Below are 16,472 nucleotides of genomic sequence, written 5' to 3'. Positions count from 1 at the left end.
AAATGATAGGGGAATTTTTGTTGGGTGGGATTCAAGTATCTTTAACAACTTAAAAGTACGGGATTCCTTTGAGATATTTTATCCAATTTTCTTATTTCGGAAAAGCCTATCATGGCTGGCAAAACCAACCCAACGCAATTACCGTCCAAGAGGTCTTAGAGAAAGCCTTGTCCACCTTGTTGCGGGAAAAAGTGGAAGTTGTAGGGGCAGGTCGAACGGATGCTGGTGTACATGCAAAGGAAATGTTTGCCCATTTTGATTTTGATGGTATTGAAAATGCAAAAGAATTGACCTATCGGTTAAATGCTTTTTTGCCAGAAGACATAGCGGTCCAAAGAATCTATCAGGTTAAAGCGGATGCTCATGCACGTTTTGATGCTTCTGAGCGTACTTATGAATATTGGGTGGTGCAAGAGAAAAATCCTTTCTACAATAATTTGGCGCACACTTTGCAGCTTCCTTTGGATGTAGATGCCATGAACCAATCGGCCAAGATTTTATTAGATCACCAAGATTTTGAGTGCTTTTCAAAATCCAACACGGATGTTAAGACCTTTATTTGTGATGTAAGAAAGGCTTATTGGGGAAAAAAGGAAGATAAGCTGGTCTTTACAATTACGGCCGACCGCTTTTTGCGAAACATGGTAAGGGCCGTTGTGGGAACCTTGCTGGATGTGGGTCTGGGTAAAATGAAACCTGAAGATATAACTGAAATATTGGAAAGTAAGGATCGGGGAAAAGCAGGGGCTTCCGTCCCTGCAAAAGGATTATATTTGGCAAAGGTCTCCTATCCAAAAAATACATTTGATGAGCAAGAATGATGAAATAGGTAAGGCATTTGACTTTGATCTTTTCAAAAGGGTGTTTGCGCACACCAGACCTTATCGGGTTACTTTTTGGGTGGTGGCTGTGGTCGCCATTTTATCTGCCGCCTTTGCAGTATTGACACCTATTTTAGTAAAATTCATCATAGATGAACCTCTGACCAACAGAGACGGTGAGCAGTTGTTGACTGTGGTATTGGTAATGTTGGGGGCATTGGTGGGGCAGGTGATTTGCCAGCTTTCTTTCAACTACTATGCAAACTTGTTGGGTGAATCGGTGATCAAGGATATTCGTGTCCGACTGTTTCAACGGATGATGGGTTTTAAAATGACCTATTTTGATAATTCCTCAATTGGGGTTTTGGTCACCCGTGCGGTGGCCGATATGCAACGTATCGGGGAGATATTCAGTCAAGGTTTTTTTGTCATCGTGGCCGATTTGCTTAAAATGGTCTCGGGTGCTGCCGTAATGCTATTTATCAATTGGAGGTTGGCCTTGATTGTTTTTGCCATTCTCCCGGTAATTTTGATTGCGACACGATTGTTTCAACAAGCCATGAAAGTTGCCTTTATTGAGGTTCGTGCACAGGTATCCAACCTCAATTCATTCGTGCAAGAACGTATTGCAGGCATGAAGATTGTGCAGTTGTTCAATCGCGAGGATATCGAAAAGGAAAAATTCCGTAAAATTAATGAGAAGCATCAAAATGCTTGGTTGAAAACGGTCTGGTACAATTCCATTTTCTTTCCCATTGCCGAGATATCAAATTCCATTGGGATAGGTTTGGTCGTTTATTTTGGAATCATCCAGAACATAGACAACATTGGCTTGGATACCAAAGGCTCTATTTTTGCCTTTTTCTTTTTGATGGATTTGTTATTCCGTCCATTGCGACAGATTGCGGACAAATTCAACACCTTGCAGATGGGTATGGTTGCCGCCAATAGGGTGTTCAAGATTTTGGATACGGAAAGCCAAATCCCGGACAATGGTACTTTGAAGAAGGATGAAGTAAAAGGGAACATTAGATTCACCGATGTTCGATTCGGTTACTTGGAGAACGAAGAAGTATTACACGGCATATCGTTCGATGTTAAGGCGGGTGAAACTGTGGCTATTGTCGGAGCCACAGGAGCTGGAAAATCTACCATCATTAATCTGTTGAACCGATTTTACGAAATCAATTCGGGCGATATTCTAATTGATGGACATAAAATACAAGATTACACCCTAAGATCTTTACGTTCGCACATTGCGATTGTGCTGCAAGATGTTTTCCTATTTGCGGATTCGATTGCCAACAATATATCACTTCGCGATGGAACAGTCAGGCTTGGCGATATTGAGAATGCGGCCAAGCAGATTGGAGTGCACGAATTTATTTCAAGCCTGCCAGGCGGATACCAGTATAATGTGAAAGAAAGGGGAAGTATGCTTTCAAGCGGGCAACGCCAATTGATTGCATTTTTAAGGGCTTATGTGAGCAATCCCAGTATTTTGATTTTGGATGAGGCCACATCTTCTGTGGATACCTATTCGGAACAATTGATTCAACGTGCTACTGATAAAATTACTGAAGGCAGGACATCGATTATCATTGCGCACCGTTTGGCTACCATCAAAAAAGCGGATAAGATTATTGTTATGGACGCTGGAAAGATAGTTGAAATGGGTACCCACAAAGAACTCATTAAAAAGGGCGGTTACTACAACGATCTTTATGAAGCCCAGTTTTTGGCTGAGGAGGTTGCATAGATTCCTTCTGTCACCCTGAGCTTGTCGAAGGGTGGGAACTAAAAAGGCTTAAGACTTCTCGACTGCACTTCGTCTTCGCTCAGCACGGGCTACTCGAAGTGACACTTCTTATTGATTAAAAATCAACTAAATTACTGATGGTATGATATATAGGACTACATATGTGGATAAAAATTAAGACCTTGGCACTTACCAAATCACCAAGGATTATGTTGAATAAAAAAGACGAAACGTATTTATTGGAATTTATAAATAATGCCTACGGCTCAAAAGAAGAAATGGCAAAGATTCTGGATTTAGGAATAGAAATGCTTTTTTATGTAGAAGAAGATGCCTTTAGCCGAAGGGAAATTCAGGGTGTGGTTTCGGCAATAAGGGATGTGATTGCCAATTTAAGGCACAAAGAATAATTAGTGAAAAACTATTTAAGAATATAGTTCTTTCAATTTTCGGTAAAAAACAGATTGTGAGCGTAGAACTAACCCAGTTAGAATCAACCAAGTACATATTGTGACTATAAAAGCCCAGTTAATACCTAAGCCAAGGTCAAAAAGAATGATGTCATCAAATGGATTGCACACATAGCTTATAAGCAAAAGAATTTGAATTAAGGAAAGCATGAAAAAAAGTGAATTGTGAAAATTAGGCATCCATGATAATCGCATCAGAATCCAAACCCAGATTCCGTAAGTGTATCTAAGAGGAAACTTCAATTTTTTCAATCTTTTTTTATATGCTTTGTTTTTTCTAATAAAACTCCAAGCTGGATCATAAGATTTTGGAAAAATATCATCTTTAGAATTTGAATTGTGAATCAAGTTTGCTTTTTCTCTAATCCTATTGTTGACAAATTGGTCTCGCCTAAATCCATAAGCCATGTTAGATAATAATACTAAACTCAACCCCAAAACAATTGTAGATATAATTAAGGCTAGTGAAAGAAGAAATATCGAAGGTTTTAAATCAGGGTTTGGTAATTTACCACCCATTGTATAAACATAGCTGTAACCTACTGTCACAGTTACTATGACAGAAAGGATTTGAAAGAATAATTTCTGGTGATGGTTTTGATTTTGAGCAAATTGTTCGTGGAAGTTCTTAATTAATTCGTCTTTCAGTTCCATGCATTGTTCAGTTGAAGGTGACATCGAAAGATAAATAGGATATTTTATTTATTGTAACTAAAACTATACCAAACCTCTCTTTTATAAAGATTGTCATTCCGCACGGATACTGAGCGAAGCCGAAGTATGATGCGGAATCTCTTTTTCCAGTAGTTTTTGGATTCCTGCCTACGCAGGAATGACAAGGTGCAATCAAATCATTCAAAATCCTTTTTTAAACATTTGACTCAACCTTTAAACATTTCTATGGTTTCAATCCAAAAAATATCCGATTTGTAAAACTGCAGTCTCTCTTTAACACTTGCATTGGTTTTGTCCCTCGGTGACTTCATAATTAACCTAGCTTTGGAACCATTGAAATCCAAAGTGAATTTATCATCAAAATCTTTTTCTTTATCGGTAAAGAATGAAACCAAAATAGTTGATGTGCTGAACTTCTTTTTGACCTCTATGTCCCACGTACCTTTGCCATATTTATGTACAATAGGTGGTATTCCATATTTGGCATTTCTATAGGAGTGGAAGAAAAAAGTACCATTTGGGTTTAAGGTCAAAGTATACTCATCAACATGATTTCCGCCTCCCAGTTTACGATGATATTCCCCAACAACCGCATCCATTTGGGCAAATAGCGGAAAGGAGAAAACAACAAATAGTAAAGTGATAAATGGGTTCATGGTTAAAAACGGTTTTTCAGATTCTTTTTTATCATGATTGTCATTCCGAACGGATACTGAGCGAAGTCTAAGTATGATGCGGAATCTCTTTTTCCAGTACTTTTTGGATTCCTGCCTGCGCAGGAATGACAACACAATCACTCCAAATCCTTTTTCAAAAGATTTATCAACGCCTCAGCTCCTTTGTAGGGGACAAATTCTCCATTTTTAATATAGGAAATGGCCCCAGTTTCTTCACTTACCACCAAACAGATGGCATCCGTCTTTTCAGTGATGCCCACCGCAGCACGGTGGCGTAATCCAAAACGTAAAGGGATGTTACGGTCATTGGAAACAGGGAGAATCACCCTTGTAGCGGTGATATAATTGTCTTGGATTATTGCCGCTCCATCGTGCAATGGGCTGTTCTTAAAAAAGATACTTTCCAAGATGGGCTGGGTAATCTCAATATTCATGCTATCCCCGGTCGACTTTATAAAATCCAGGGCATTGGTCCGTTCCATAACAATAAGGGCGCCAGTTTTGGTCGAACCCATTTTTTCACAGGCCGCCACAACAGCCTCCACATTGGTGTCTGTGGGCATGGCCTCTTGCTTCAAAAATTTAAAATGCTTGATAAAACCACGTTTTGAAGCAAAATTGGTAGAACCTATAAGTAGTAGAAATTTTCGAATCTCTTGTTGAAAAACGATGATTAATGCAATCAAACCAATATTCATAAAACCACCTACCATACTGCTGATCATTTTCATTTGCAACAGTTCGGTCAACTTCCAAAGCGCCCAAACAATGACGATTCCAATAAAAATGTTGATGGCAACAGTACCTTTGACCAGTTTGTATATGTAGTAGAGTAGGGCGGCAACAAGCACAATGTCTATGACATCAGTGATTTTAAATTCAAGAAAATTCAGAAAATCCAACCGCGGTGTTTTTGTAAAATTAGCAAAAATAGGAGAACCTATAATTTCAGGGCATTGCCTTTCAATGTTTCAATGAGTTCCACACATTCTCTTGCTTCTTTAACGTCATGAACCCTTAAAATATTGGCACCTTTCAACAGGGCTATGGCGTGGAGGGCGGTTGTGCCGTTCAAAGCTTCACCCGGAGACGACTTCAATATTTTATAAATCATAGATTTTCTACTAAGCCCTATCAATAAGGGCACTTCAAAAACCTTGAACAGATCTAGATGGTTTAGCAAGGTGTAATTCTGCTCTGTGGTCTTGGCAAAGCCAAAGCCGGGGTCAATAATAACATCGTTGATTTTGTGCTTGGTTGCTTCAACCATCTTTTCTGAAAAGTAAAAACGAAGGTCTTTTATCAGATCATCGTAAACTGCCTTCTTTTGCATGGATTGCGGTGTGCCTTTAAGGTGCATCAAAATGTAAGGAACCTGATATTGTGCAACGGTAGCAAACATGTTTGGGTCAAGGTTGCCTGCGGAAATATCATTTATAAGCGCTGCCCCACGTTTCAAACTTTCCGAAGCTACTTTACTTCGAAATGTGTCTATAGAAACCAAGCCTTCTGGGAAATTCTTCAGAATTAATTCCAAAATTGGAAGCATTCGTTTTAATTCCTCATCTTCCGAAACATGTTCTGCGCCAGGTCTGGAGCTATACGCGCCCATATCGATAAAGGTGGCTCCGTCCAATAGCATTTTTTCCACTTGGTTTAGGATATGGGACTCGTCCTTATACTTTCCTCCATCATAAAATGAGTCGGGAGTAAGGTTTAAAATGCCCATAACCTTGGGTATTGTTAAATCAACGAGGTTTCCTTTACAGTTTATGGTCATAAAGAATATCTGCTTTGATGGGTTTGATTATCTTTGGCACGGTGTTTACGGCACCTTAGTTTGGACGAAATTTACGCAAATTAGCCATAACAATGCAGCACACCTCCCAGCAATATGACGCAGTGATCAACACCTGTAGGGAACTGTTTTTAAAGAAAGCCAAAGATTATGGTACCGCCTGGCGGATACTTCGACTTCCGTCATTGACAGATCAAATTTTTATAAAGGCGCAACGGATACGAAGCTTGCAGGAAAATGATGTACGAAAAGTGGATGAAGGCGAACAATCCGAATTTATCGGAATCATCAACTATTCCATCATGGCTTTGATTCAATTGAAAAAAGGGGTGGTAGAGCAGCCAGATCTTTCAGCTGATGAAGCCATAGCTTTGTATGATAGGGAAGTTGCCATTACCAAGGAGTTGATGGAAAACAAGAATCACGACTATGGAGAGGCATGGCGGGATATGAGAGTAAGCTCCTTGACCGATTTGATTCTTCAAAAGTTGTTGAGGGTAAAACAAATTGAAGATAATGAAGGTGCCACTTTGGTCAGTGAAGGTATAGATGCCAACTACCAAGATATGGTAAATTATGCGGTTTTTGCACTCATTCACTTGAGTGAAATCTCAAATTTCGAATGAAAAAATCCAAATCCCAAAACCGTTGAATAATGTCAAGAGTTTATGATTTAGAAGAAAGGACTTTTGAGTTTGCATCCAATTGCAGGGTTTTGGTTAAATCATTGAAAACATCAATCGCCAATATTGAGGATGGAAAACAATTGATACGTTCTTCGGGGTCTGTTGGGGCAAATTATATAGAAGCCAATGAAAAGCTTGGAGAAAAAGATTTGGCCTTTAGATTAAAAATAGCACGTAAAGAAGCAAAAGAATCCAGATATTGGTTGAAACTTTTAAAAAAGGGAAACCCTGATTCAGATGGATTTAATGATTTGATTCAGGAATCGGAAGAACTTAGGAAAATCCTTTCTGCTATCATCAACAAAATCTGAGATATAAAAATTGGAATTTGGAACTTGTACTTTGGAATTTGTTTTTTAGAATTTGGTGCTTGTAAATTGAAATTTTATTTTGAAGAAATATGAAATATTTGGTTTGGGTCTCTAGAATTTTCGTAGGAATCCTGTTCATCATAAGTGGGCTGATCAAACTGAACGACCCAGTAGGCTTCTCATTTAAGCTGGAAGAATACTTTAGTCAAGGAGTGCTGGATTTACCCTTTTTGATGCCGCTAGCACTGGGAATCTCCATTTTTGTTGTTATAGTTGAGGTCATTTTAGGGGTATTGCTGTTGATTGGGTTTAAACCAAAGCTTACCATTTGGAGTTTGCTGTTGATGATTGTCTTTTTCACCTTCCTTACTTTTTATTCCGCTTACTTTAATAAAGTAACAGATTGTGGTTGCTTTGGTGATGCTGTGAAGTTGACACCATGGGAATCCTTTACCAAAGATGTGATCCTGTTGATTTTGATACTGATTTTGTTCTTTGGTAAAAAATATATCCTTCCTCTATTCAATGCCAAGACCAATTGGATTATTGCAGGTGTATCACTTGTTACATGTGTCTTGTTTGCAAACCAGGTGCTAAACCATTTGCCTTCTGTAGATTTTAGACCTTATAAAATTGGAGCGAACATTCAAGAAGGGATGAGCGTTCCCGAAGATGCCCCCAAACCCATTTATGAGTATGCATGGCAATTCAAAGTAAACGGACAGGATAAAATTGTTGTTACTAACGGAGAATACCCTTCTGTTGATGGAGAATTTATTGGAGTTGAAACCACGGAGGTCCAAAAAGGATACGAGCCGCCCATTCATGATTTCACCATAGAAAAAGAAGGTGAAGATATGGCTTCTTCAATTTTGGAGGAAGATAAACTAGTGATGGTGGTTGCCTATGATTTGGCCAAGAGTAACCGCGATGCATTTGCAGATGTTGCTTCAGCGGTTTCAAAAGCCAAGGAAAAGGGATATAAGGTTATTGGCATGTCCGCTTCTAGCAATGACAGGGCAAATAAAATTAAAGAGGAATACGGACTTGATTTTGATTTTTACTTCACCGACGAAACCACATTGAAGACCATTGTGCGTTCCAATCCAGCGATTTTGGTCTTGGAAAGAGGCACTATTTTACAAAAAGTCCATTATAATGATCTTGATGAATTGGAGTTTTAAACGTCCATGGTTTTTCTATTTGTTGTTTTAAATCTGTGCAATGGCGAGAGTTGATAGTTTTGAGGGTTTAGAAGTTTGGAAGATATCTAGGGAAATTTGTCAATTTGTTGAAGAGCTTTTTCAGCAAACGGATTTAGGGAGAAACTATGCCTTGAGAAATCAAATGGAACGCAGTTCCGGTTCGATTATGGATAACATTGCCGAGGGTTTTGGAAGAGGGGGCAATAAAGAATTTCACAATTTTTTGAGTTTTTCAAAAGGTTCTTGTAGCGAACTGAAATCACAATTTTATAGGGCCTATGATAAGAAATTGATTTCTGATGCCCAATATAACAAGGGAATTGAGTTAACTGAATTGGAAATCAACAAAATTGGTGCATTTATGTACTACCTTCGCAATTCTGAAATTAAAGGAGTGAAGTTCAAGAAAAAAGAATAGACAATTACTCAGGACACTAAACAGAATAACATAAAACAAACAAAATGAGAACCCAAATAGTTGCAGGAAACTGGAAAATGAACAAGAATCTTGAAGAGACGGAAGTATTATTGTCCGAACTTTCTGCAAAACTGCCCGATACCCATGTAGACGTTATTGTGGCCCCTACATTTGTCAATTTGGCTCAAGCACAAAGAAGTCTTCAATCATCCACCATAAAAGTTGCGGCCCAAAACATGCATTTTGCTGATAGCGGAGCTTATACAGGAGAAATCTCTGCGGATATGCTTTTGAATATCCACGTTGACACGGTAATTCTGGGTCACTCAGAAAGACGTTCCCTTTTTGGAGAAGCGGACGACCTGTTGGCTAAAAAAGTCAAGACTGCTTTAAACAAGGAAATGACTGTTATTTTTTGCTTCGGTGAAGAACTGGAGGAAAGAAAATCTGAAAATCATTTTGCCGTAGTTGAAAGTCAACTGAAAAACGCATTGTTTGATTTAGACGCAAATGCTTGGAAAAACATTGTATTGGCTTACGAGCCCGTTTGGGCAATCGGCACTGGCGAGACAGCAAGTCCGGAACAAGCACAGGAAATGCACGCTTTTATCAGAAAAACAATTGCAGAAGCTTATAATGAGTCCGTTGCAGAAGGTGTTTCCATTTTGTATGGAGGAAGTGTAAAACCGGCAAATGCATCTGATATTTTCTCAAAACCTGACGTGGATGGAGGTCTTATCGGTGGAGCATCGCTAAAGGCAGATGATTTTATTGCCATTATCAAAGCTATCTAATATTTAATATAGTGTGACTTATATTGAGTACGATTTCAAAATCGACCCGTTACAACCAGCATCAGATATTTTAATTGCTGAATTGGGCGAGGTTGGTTTTGAAAGTTTTGTTGAAACCGACACAGGCTTGTTGGCCTACGTTCTTCAATCAGATTGGGAAGAAACCCGTTTGGATGAACTTCACATTTTGGGAAACCCCAATTTCAAAATTACTTGGTCGAGCAAAGAGATTGAACAGCAAAATTGGAATGCCGAGTGGGAAAAGAACTTCCATCCCATTAAAGTTGGAGGTAAGTGTATGGTTCGGGCCCCTTTTCATCATCCGGAAGACGTGGAATATGACATTGTCATAGAACCAAAGATGAGCTTTGGGACAGGTCATCATGAAACTACTCATATGATGCTTCAGCATATTTTGGACACTGATTTTCAAGGTAAATCGGTCTTGGATATGGGATGTGGCACCGGAGTTTTGGCCATTTTGGCTGAAATGCGTGGCGCTACTAAATTGGATGCCATTGATATTGATGAATGGTGCTTCTTAAATTCCAAAGAAAATGTGGAGCGAAACCATTGTGGCAAGATTGAAATTTATCAAGGTGACAGCAGTTTGTTGGTGGATAAAAAGTATGATGTTATCCTTGCCAATATCAATAGGAATATTTTGTTGGAAGACATTCCAGTTTATGCCAAATGCCTAAATCCAGGCGGATTACTTTTTTTAAGTGGCTTTTATATGCAAGATTTAGAGGTAATTTCCTCAAAATGCGAAGATTATGCTTTGAAAATTGCAAAAAAACTGGAAAAGAATAATTGGGTTTCAGCAAAATATGTAAATTAGAATTGATTAATTCAACAATCATGGGTATCAAGGAAAAGGTATCAGAGGAAGTACTTTTAGAGGAAGAGATTGTAGATCAGAGCGAAATTGTTCTGTTCAATGATGATGTAAATACATTTGATCATGTTATTGAAACTTTGATAAAAGTTTGCGAACATACTCCTGAGCAAGCGGAACAATGTTCATTGATAGTGCACTATAATGGAAAGTGTACGGTGAAAACTGGCGAATATTCCTTTCTAAAACCAAAATGCTCCAAACTTTTGGAAGCGGGTCTAAGCGCTGAAATTGTTTAATTGGATTCAAACCTATAATGTTCAATTAACACTGTATTTTCATTTGACCACTACATTTGTAATTAACACCAACAATAGAATTTTCTAAAAGAAAATGGGCGAATTTTTTAAGGCAGAATTAAAAGACCGTTTTCTAAAATACGCATTGGGACGAAGGGATTATTTTGAAGCCCAAGTTCTATATGATGAGTTTCTACGACCTAATTACAGTTTGAATTTTGCAAAAAAACTGATCAAGGAAATTCAGGAATATGACGCTTCGCTATTAGATATAATGAGTGGTAACGGAGCTGCAATCTTCATGTTGGCATCAACACCTACCACGGCTAAATTCTTGGGAGAAGGGGGCTTCAAGGATATGCACATAAAGGAAGAAGAGAAATGGGACGTTTTTTTGGATCAACTCGAAACCAATCGAGGTTTATCCAAAGAAGAAAAAAAGTTATTGACCAAACATGCTCCCAAACCTAAAAAGGAAAAATTATTGTTGTTTGTTCTGATTTCTGCAATTGTAGTAAGTTTTGTGTTTACTCTTTTGAGCATCTTAAATAGCATTTTGTTAGAACCTGAGTATGTTCCGCTGGATGAGTTTGAAAGAAAACTGGAACAAATACATTCACAGCACCGGCAAGATAATCAAAAACTGATATTGGAATTAGAACAGACTCAGTTAACACTTGACTCACTAAAGAATAAATTGGATTAAAACCCTTTTTGGGTTTTTAGGATTGCTAAAGAATTTTGTGCTAATGATTTTTTTGATTCAGAACGTGCATGATTTTATGGAATACTTTATAGTTTTCGTAAATTCCAGTAAATGAATCACTTCCGGGGCCATAAGCAAAAATCGGAATCATAGTGGAGGTATGACCTCCGGTAGAAAATGTACCTTGTACTTCATTGTAATTTCCTCCTGTTGAAGATAAGGCGAAACCACCGGTTTCATGATCTGCGGTTACCAAGACCAATGTGTTTCCATCTTTTTCGGCAAAATCGAGAACGGCACCCAAGGTTTTATCAAAGTCTAGCATCTCTGTAATGATGTATTCTGCATCGTTCGCATGCCCTCCCCAATCAATTTGTGAGCCTTCGATCATCAAAAAGAAATTATTGCCTTTTTTTGATAAGTAGTCCATGGCTATTTGACTTGCATCGATTAGAAATTCACCTCGATTTTCAGTCATTTTAGGCATGCCTTCTTTAGCAAGAAGAAATCCCAATTTTTTGTCATTGTTGATCATTTTGACATCCAGTTGATAAAGCACCTCAAAGTTATTGAGTCGCAGACTATCACTATAATTGAGACTATCTGGGCGTTGTTCAAAAAAACGAGTTCCTCCGCCTGCGAAATAGTCCACATTTGACTTGTGCATCCAAGCTGCAATGGAGTCTTGCTCCCTTCTTAGCTTAACATGCGAGAAAAATGAAGCAGGAGTCGCATGTGTAATAGAGCTAGTAGCCACAAGTCCTGTATTCCAAACATCATTAGGTAAGATTTCTACAATATTTTTTACCAAAATAGTGTCCTTGTCCATTCCAATTGAACCATTGTAGGTTTTTACACCGCAGGCATAGGCGGTTGCTCCAGCGGCCGAATCCGTTATCTGATGGCTAGATGCATTGTTCCTCAAGAGACCAATGTGGTCAAAGCGTTCGAAATTAGAATGTTCCAAATGCCCAAGTTCATATAATGAAGAAATTTGCGTCAATCCCATACCGTCACCAATGAGAAAAATAATCTTATTAGGTTGTTTTTGGTTCTGGGCCTTTAAACTGGTAATCGGGAATAAACAGACCAGCATGAGGATAAAAATAGTGAGCGTGGTTGAATAGGTGTTCTTGTACGGCATGATGCTCATGGTTTAATTGCTTAATGCTTCAAGTATTTTTCTTCTTTTTTTTTCTGAAATCACCAATATTGGTATCATAGTGCTCAAAATTATATATACCTGTATTTCTATAATCCTTTCTACGTATTCATGGAGTACGATTACCATGCCCTAAAAGACACTTCTTATTTCATCCAAGGAGGCATGGAGTAATTTTTTTTAATTGTTGTTCATCTCCCGTGAAGTGAAAAGTCCTATGATAATGCATCAGGGTTTCAGTAGGGCCAAGATCTGCAGCTCTAGAAGAACTTTCTAACTCATAGAAAGGTCCTAATTGCTCTCCATTTTCTAAGGGACCATCATTATACGAGTTGATTGCATCACCTTCAAATGGATGTTCTTGGATTTTCCAAAGGGAGTTTACATAATCGAATTGATTTTCCTCAATTGTAAATTGGGCTATTGTCAGAATCTTGTCATCAGGATTAAAACTTCCCATGATAGGAAGTGCTCTTTTGGGTGACAAACCAATCTTGCTTCGTTTTTTACCATCTGCTTTAAAGTAAAGCACACTATCAGAAACCTTCAAACGGTTTGCAGGAACCTTTCCAAAATAATCGTCGGTCACTATTTTGCCTAGATTGTCTTCTTTGCCAGTTTTAAAAGGGATTGTTACAACAATATTGTCCTTAGACTTGAGCATGCTAAGAATCCAAATCGATGGCATTCCCGACTCTTTTGTCCATTCAGAGGTGCCCGTATTTGTAATTACATTTTCACTTTCGAACCCTACCGCTTGTATATTTTTAGGCATAGTGATACCTAACAACTCAGCTGACTTGGTTTTGTCCAGTAACCGGATGGTGCGGTCTATTTTGAGCCGAAGTGTATTGTTGGAATGATTGGTAAACTGTGCTTCCTTTTGAAAATGAGCTTCTGTATTTGTTTTGCGAACCAGATTGAAAGGTTCAGTGTCAATTGCACTGGGAACTTTCCAGTTTGAAAAGTCAAAACTGGCGCCAGGCTTGAAAAAAACAGAAAATTGCCCCCCTTCAGGCCCTACCCAAAAATAATCTTCACCTCCAAATGGGTTGAACTGGTCGCTTCTTTCGCCAGATTCGATATAGTCATAGTTTATCCATCCAAAACTTGACCCATTGGAACCGTTCAAGGTACTTGACATTACACGTCCTTGTAATTCGGGCGTAATCAATACTTGATTGTTACCTTTTGAGAGGATAAAAGTATTGGGAAAGTGTTTTTTTATGAATAGGGCATCATATCCAAATGTTCCCTTTTGAAAGACCTCGGTGTTGGACATAACATCACTTTTTTTTTCCTTGCAATTAGTTAGGCAAATCAAAGCGAATACTAAGACCGGGAATATTTTGGCTTTGGATGATATGGACATATCGGTCTTTGTCACCTTATCTATTTATGAATTTACTGTTATTTTTCGCGATTTCTTCAATGTACTAAGACCATAAAGTAATGTGACCACAAAACATAATAATGGTAGAATAAAGGAAAAGTTCACCTCTGGTGTTCCTAAAATCTTTACGTCGCTGTATCCAGGACCACCTATATCAAGGACCATTCCCTGAAGTATTGGCATAAATGCTCCTCCAACAATAGCCATTATCAAAAATGCAGAACCGGTTTTGGCATCATCACCTAAACCATTTAGAGCTATTCCATAAATGGTAGGGAACATTAAAGACATACAGAATGAAACCATTACCAAACTATATAATCCATATATCCCCTGAATAAAAATTGTGCCGAGGCAAAACACAATAGCAAACGAAGATAAAATCAGCATTAATTTTCCAGAGTTGATAAACTTCAGCATGTATGTGAAAATAAATCTGGCCAAAAGGAAAATACCGAGGGCCGCATAGGCGTAGTTCACAGCATCTTGATTGTTTATACCTATGTTTTCTGCATATTGGTAGATATAGGTCCAGCACATAATTTGTGCTCCTACGTAGAAGGTTTGAGCAACGACACCTCCAGTGAAATGACCTCTTTTGAAAATTCTTTTTATGGATGCCAACATGTCTACAGAACTGTTCTTTTGTTTTGTTTCGGGCATTTTTACCAAGATGATGATCACGCCCATTAAGAGCACGAATAAACCTAACCCAACATATGGGTCACGAATGACGGCTAGGTCTGATGTTTTAACCGCGGCTTTTGCCGATTCTGAGAGTGTTTCATAGACACTATTGCCGTTTGCATCCAAATCATCCGATTGCAATGCTCCAAGAATAAAGGTTTGGGCAACAAAAAGACCTGATAGTGCACCAATAGGGTTGAATGCTTGGGCCAGATTCAATCGTCGCGTCGCAGTCTCTTCCGACCCCATGGACATGATAAATGGATTGGCTGTGGTTTCCAAAAAAGCCAATCCAAAGGTCAATATGTATAGCGCCATTAAAAAGAAAAAGTAGTTCTCCTTGGCCGCTGCTGGGTAAAATAGCAATGCTCCCGTTGCATAAAGGGCCAATCCAGCCAGAATACCTGTTTTGTATGAGAATCTCTTTACCACATAAGCGGCCGGAAGGGCCATGGTGAAATATCCACCATAAAAGGCAGCTTGTACCCATGATGCTTGAGTATTGTTCAGTTCCAGGATTTTCTTGAATGCGGAGACCATCGGATTGGTGATGTCATTGGCAAATCCCCATAAAGCAAAGAGCGAAGTAATCAGAATAAAAGGAATCAATATCTTTTTCTGAACTACGGTATTGTTGTTTTCCATGTTAGTTATAGCATTAAATTGGTATGTTCCCTTGCTTCATTCTTCGTATTTTAAAATGGCAGGGGTAAACAAATCTATCTGATATCATAGGATATTGCTATTACTAAAATGACATCAAACGATACTTTTTTTGCCTTCTTTGGGAGAAATGACAAAAAGCAGAAAATTCGACATAGGATTACCTTAAGAAAAGGAGTTTTTCGTGAGGTTGGTGATTTCTAATTTTGTTTGAAGGTTGTATGATAACGTCAAGAATACAATTTAGTATGAAGGGCAGGCCAGTTCGGGAATGCAACAAAGATTTGTTCAAAATCTTCGGTTTATTGGTACACCTTGACCCAATCGATGATCATATTGACAGGTAGTTGGTCCAAATCAACTTCACCGACCCATGAACCACTCAATTGCTGATCGATCAACAAATAAAAAGGCTGATCAAAAGGCCATTGAGAAGGGTCTACACCTCAATTTTGGGATAGGTAAACGTGGGCTCACCGTTTAGGGTGTAAACCAATTTGTCGGGATGCCACTCTAAACCAAAGGTGTTGAATTGGTTAGGATTAAACTTTGTTGTCTTATAATAAGGTGGATTTTCCTTTTGTTTCAACTCTAAAGTATAATAGGAATGGGTGGTTTGGTAAATAATATCATCAAAATTGAGATGTTCCATGGTGTCAATTTCCCATTTCTTGGGTATTTGCCATACTTCTTTTGCTCGGACAGCATCCAAATGGCTGGCCATGCTCCTTTGGAGGATTCTAATTTTGCCCTTATTTCGATTCTACCGTATTGAAAAGCGAATTTTCCCTTGGTATAGATTCCCCCTGTAAGATGGGGACGAGAATCGGTCAAAGTATCTGTGTTTTTGATTCCTCTTAAATAAAGCTTCCCATCTTGCCAATCAAAACACCTTTCATCTTTATCCGTCATTTGGTCATTCCAATCAGATTTGCCCTGGGGTATTTTTGTTCATTTACTATTATCTAGTAGGGGAGAACTAAAGTCGTCTTCCCATACCACCTTCCATTTTTTATAGGGTCTATTTTCCTTTTGAACAAAAATAACAGATTCCGAATCAGTACTTTGCGTGGATTTACAACCAAAAAATAACACTAAACCGATGCATAA

The 16,472-nt window shown here is 38.5% G+C and carries 19 protein-coding genes; 11 read left to right on the top strand and 8 right to left on the bottom strand.

Annotated features, from left to right (window positions below; all coding sequences use genetic code 11):
• Positions 1-68 precede the first annotated feature (68 nt).
• The 3 genes from truA (at position 69) to E4661_RS00345 (ending at position 2,990) form a co-directional block, all read left to right on the top strand.
• A complete protein-coding gene (gene truA, locus E4661_RS00355; RefSeq protein WP_136464830.1) occupies positions 69-821 on the top strand; it encodes a tRNA pseudouridine(38-40) synthase TruA in 753 nt (250 codons plus the stop codon).
• Positions 808-2,580, top strand: a complete 1,773-nt coding sequence (locus tag E4661_RS00350; protein WP_136464829.1) for an ABC transporter ATP-binding protein — start codon at positions 808-810, stop codon at positions 2,578-2,580. Before truA ends, E4661_RS00350 begins: the two co-directional genes overlap by 14 nt.
• A 161-nt stretch (positions 2,581-2,741) precedes the next feature.
• The gene (locus tag E4661_RS00345) at positions 2,742-2,990 is read left to right on the top strand and encodes a hypothetical protein (protein ID WP_136464828.1); all 249 of its coding nucleotides are present in this window, start codon (positions 2,742-2,744) and stop codon (positions 2,988-2,990) included.
• Positions 2,991-3,005: 15 nt separating this feature from the next.
• On the opposite strand, the gene E4661_RS00340 is transcribed toward E4661_RS00345, so the two are convergent.
• The 4 genes from E4661_RS00340 to folP form a co-directional block, all read right to left on the bottom strand.
• Positions 3,006-3,704 carry a hypothetical protein gene (locus E4661_RS00340; RefSeq protein ID WP_136464827.1) on the bottom strand — a complete coding sequence of 233 codons (699 nt, stop codon included), beginning with the start codon at positions 3,702-3,704 and terminating at the stop codon, positions 3,006-3,008.
• 227 nt (positions 3,705-3,931) lie between these two features.
• Positions 3,932-4,522, bottom strand: a complete 591-nt coding sequence (locus E4661_RS00335) for a hypothetical protein (RefSeq protein WP_136464826.1) — start codon at positions 4,520-4,522, stop codon at positions 3,932-3,934.
• Entirely contained in the window at positions 4,519-5,304 is a 786-nt protein-coding gene (gene cdaA / locus E4661_RS00330) for a diadenylate cyclase CdaA (protein ID WP_136464825.1), read from the bottom strand. The genes E4661_RS00335 and cdaA overlap by 4 nt, the downstream gene beginning before the upstream one ends.
• Positions 5,305-5,342: 38 nt before the next feature.
• On the bottom strand, positions 5,343-6,182 hold the full coding sequence (folP, locus tag E4661_RS00325) for a dihydropteroate synthase (RefSeq protein ID WP_136464824.1): 840 nt from the start codon (positions 6,180-6,182) through the stop codon (positions 5,343-5,345).
• A gap of 92 nt (positions 6,183-6,274) precedes the next feature.
• Between folP and E4661_RS00320 the strand changes: the two genes are divergently transcribed.
• The 8 genes from E4661_RS00320 to E4661_RS00285 all read left to right on the top strand — a co-directional run bounded on the left by E4661_RS00320 (position 6,275) and on the right by E4661_RS00285 (position 11,457).
• Entirely contained in the window at positions 6,275-6,826 is a 552-nt protein-coding gene (locus tag E4661_RS00320) for a DUF1599 domain-containing protein (RefSeq protein WP_136464823.1), read from the top strand.
• Between the two features lie 29 nt (positions 6,827-6,855).
• Positions 6,856-7,197 (top strand): four helix bundle protein, encoded by a 342-nt coding sequence (locus E4661_RS00315; RefSeq protein ID WP_136464822.1) that lies wholly within the window; start codon positions 6,856-6,858, stop codon positions 7,195-7,197.
• A gap of 89 nt (positions 7,198-7,286) precedes the next feature.
• The gene (locus E4661_RS00310; RefSeq protein ID WP_136464821.1) at positions 7,287-8,381 is read left to right on the top strand and encodes a BT_3928 family protein; all 1,095 of its coding nucleotides are present in this window, start codon (positions 7,287-7,289) and stop codon (positions 8,379-8,381) included.
• Positions 8,382-8,421: 40 nt separating this feature from the next.
• Complete coding sequence (locus E4661_RS00305; protein WP_136464820.1) at positions 8,422-8,820, top strand: four helix bundle protein; 399 nt, start codon at positions 8,422-8,424, stop codon at positions 8,818-8,820.
• 44 nt (positions 8,821-8,864) lie between these two features.
• Positions 8,865-9,614, top strand: coding sequence for a triose-phosphate isomerase (tpiA, locus tag E4661_RS00300; protein ID WP_136464819.1), 750 nt, complete (start codon positions 8,865-8,867; stop codon positions 9,612-9,614).
• Between the two features lie 13 nt (positions 9,615-9,627).
• The gene (gene prmA, locus E4661_RS00295; protein ID WP_136464818.1) at positions 9,628-10,455 is read left to right on the top strand and encodes a 50S ribosomal protein L11 methyltransferase; all 828 of its coding nucleotides are present in this window, start codon (positions 9,628-9,630) and stop codon (positions 10,453-10,455) included.
• 20 nt (positions 10,456-10,475) lie between these two features.
• Complete coding sequence (locus E4661_RS00290; RefSeq protein WP_136464817.1) at positions 10,476-10,751, top strand: ATP-dependent Clp protease adaptor ClpS; 276 nt, start codon at positions 10,476-10,478, stop codon at positions 10,749-10,751.
• Positions 10,752-10,845: 94 nt separating this feature from the next.
• The gene (locus tag E4661_RS00285) at positions 10,846-11,457 is read left to right on the top strand and encodes a hypothetical protein (protein ID WP_136464816.1); all 612 of its coding nucleotides are present in this window, start codon (positions 10,846-10,848) and stop codon (positions 11,455-11,457) included.
• A gap of 40 nt (positions 11,458-11,497) precedes the next feature.
• Here the strand turns inward: E4661_RS00285 and E4661_RS00280 are convergent, their stop codons facing one another.
• From E4661_RS00280 to E4661_RS19240, 4 genes are all read right to left on the bottom strand, one after another.
• A complete protein-coding gene (locus tag E4661_RS00280; RefSeq protein WP_168796295.1) occupies positions 11,498-12,601 on the bottom strand; it encodes an alkaline phosphatase in 1,104 nt (367 codons plus the stop codon).
• Positions 12,602-12,770: 169 nt separating this feature from the next.
• Positions 12,771-13,901 (bottom strand): DUF6786 family protein, encoded by a 1,131-nt coding sequence (locus E4661_RS00275; protein ID WP_136464814.1) that lies wholly within the window; start codon positions 13,899-13,901, stop codon positions 12,771-12,773.
• Between the two features lie 114 nt (positions 13,902-14,015).
• A complete protein-coding gene (fucP, locus tag E4661_RS00270) occupies positions 14,016-15,344 on the bottom strand; it encodes an L-fucose:H+ symporter permease (RefSeq protein ID WP_136464813.1) in 1,329 nt (442 codons plus the stop codon).
• Positions 15,345-15,953: 609 nt separating this feature from the next.
• Entirely contained in the window at positions 15,954-16,274 is a 321-nt protein-coding gene (locus tag E4661_RS19240) for a family 16 glycosylhydrolase (RefSeq protein WP_205728905.1), read from the bottom strand.
• Positions 16,275-16,472 lie beyond the last annotated feature (198 nt).

It is taken from the genome of Flagellimonas onchidii (genome assembly GCF_004804315.1).
In the GTDB taxonomy this organism is placed as follows: domain Bacteria; phylum Bacteroidota; class Bacteroidia; order Flavobacteriales; family Flavobacteriaceae; genus Flagellimonas; species Flagellimonas onchidii.
Note: the sequence above shows the minus strand (reverse complement) of the source record. Positions and strands in the feature narration are given on the sequence as shown.

Bases quoted from the DNA above. Each gene is read 5' to 3' on its own strand.
- E4661_RS00350 (WP_136464829.1), top strand. From the start codon at position 808: ATGAGCAAGAATGATGAAATAGGTAAGGCATTTGACTTTGATCTTTTC.
- E4661_RS00345 (WP_136464828.1), top strand. From the start codon at position 2,742: ATGTGGATAAAAATTAAGACCTTGGCACTTACCAAATCACCAAGGATT.
- E4661_RS00340 (WP_136464827.1), bottom strand. From the start codon at position 3,704: ATGGAACTGAAAGACGAATTAATTAAGAACTTCCACGAACAATTTGCT.
- folP (WP_136464824.1), bottom strand. From the start codon at position 6,182: ATGACCATAAACTGTAAAGGAAACCTCGTTGATTTAACAATACCCAAG.
- E4661_RS00320 (WP_136464823.1), top strand. From the start codon at position 6,275: ATGCAGCACACCTCCCAGCAATATGACGCAGTGATCAACACCTGTAGG.
- E4661_RS00315 (WP_136464822.1), top strand. From the start codon at position 6,856: ATGTCAAGAGTTTATGATTTAGAAGAAAGGACTTTTGAGTTTGCATCC.
- E4661_RS00310 (WP_136464821.1), top strand. From the start codon at position 7,287: ATGAAATATTTGGTTTGGGTCTCTAGAATTTTCGTAGGAATCCTGTTC.
- E4661_RS00305 (WP_136464820.1), top strand. From the start codon at position 8,422: ATGGCGAGAGTTGATAGTTTTGAGGGTTTAGAAGTTTGGAAGATATCT.
- tpiA (WP_136464819.1), top strand. From the start codon at position 8,865: ATGAGAACCCAAATAGTTGCAGGAAACTGGAAAATGAACAAGAATCTT.
- E4661_RS00290 (WP_136464817.1), top strand. From the start codon at position 10,476: ATGGGTATCAAGGAAAAGGTATCAGAGGAAGTACTTTTAGAGGAAGAG.
- E4661_RS00285 (WP_136464816.1), top strand. From the start codon at position 10,846: ATGGGCGAATTTTTTAAGGCAGAATTAAAAGACCGTTTTCTAAAATAC.
- E4661_RS00280 (WP_168796295.1), bottom strand. From the start codon at position 12,601: ATGCCGTACAAGAACACCTATTCAACCACGCTCACTATTTTTATCCTC.
- E4661_RS00275 (WP_136464814.1), bottom strand. From the start codon at position 13,901: ATGTCCAACACCGAGGTCTTTCAAAAGGGAACATTTGGATATGATGCC.
- fucP (WP_136464813.1), bottom strand. From the start codon at position 15,344: ATGGAAAACAACAATACCGTAGTTCAGAAAAAGATATTGATTCCTTTT.
- E4661_RS19240 (WP_205728905.1), bottom strand. From the start codon at position 16,274: ATGACGGATAAAGATGAAAGGTGTTTTGATTGGCAAGATGGGAAGCTT.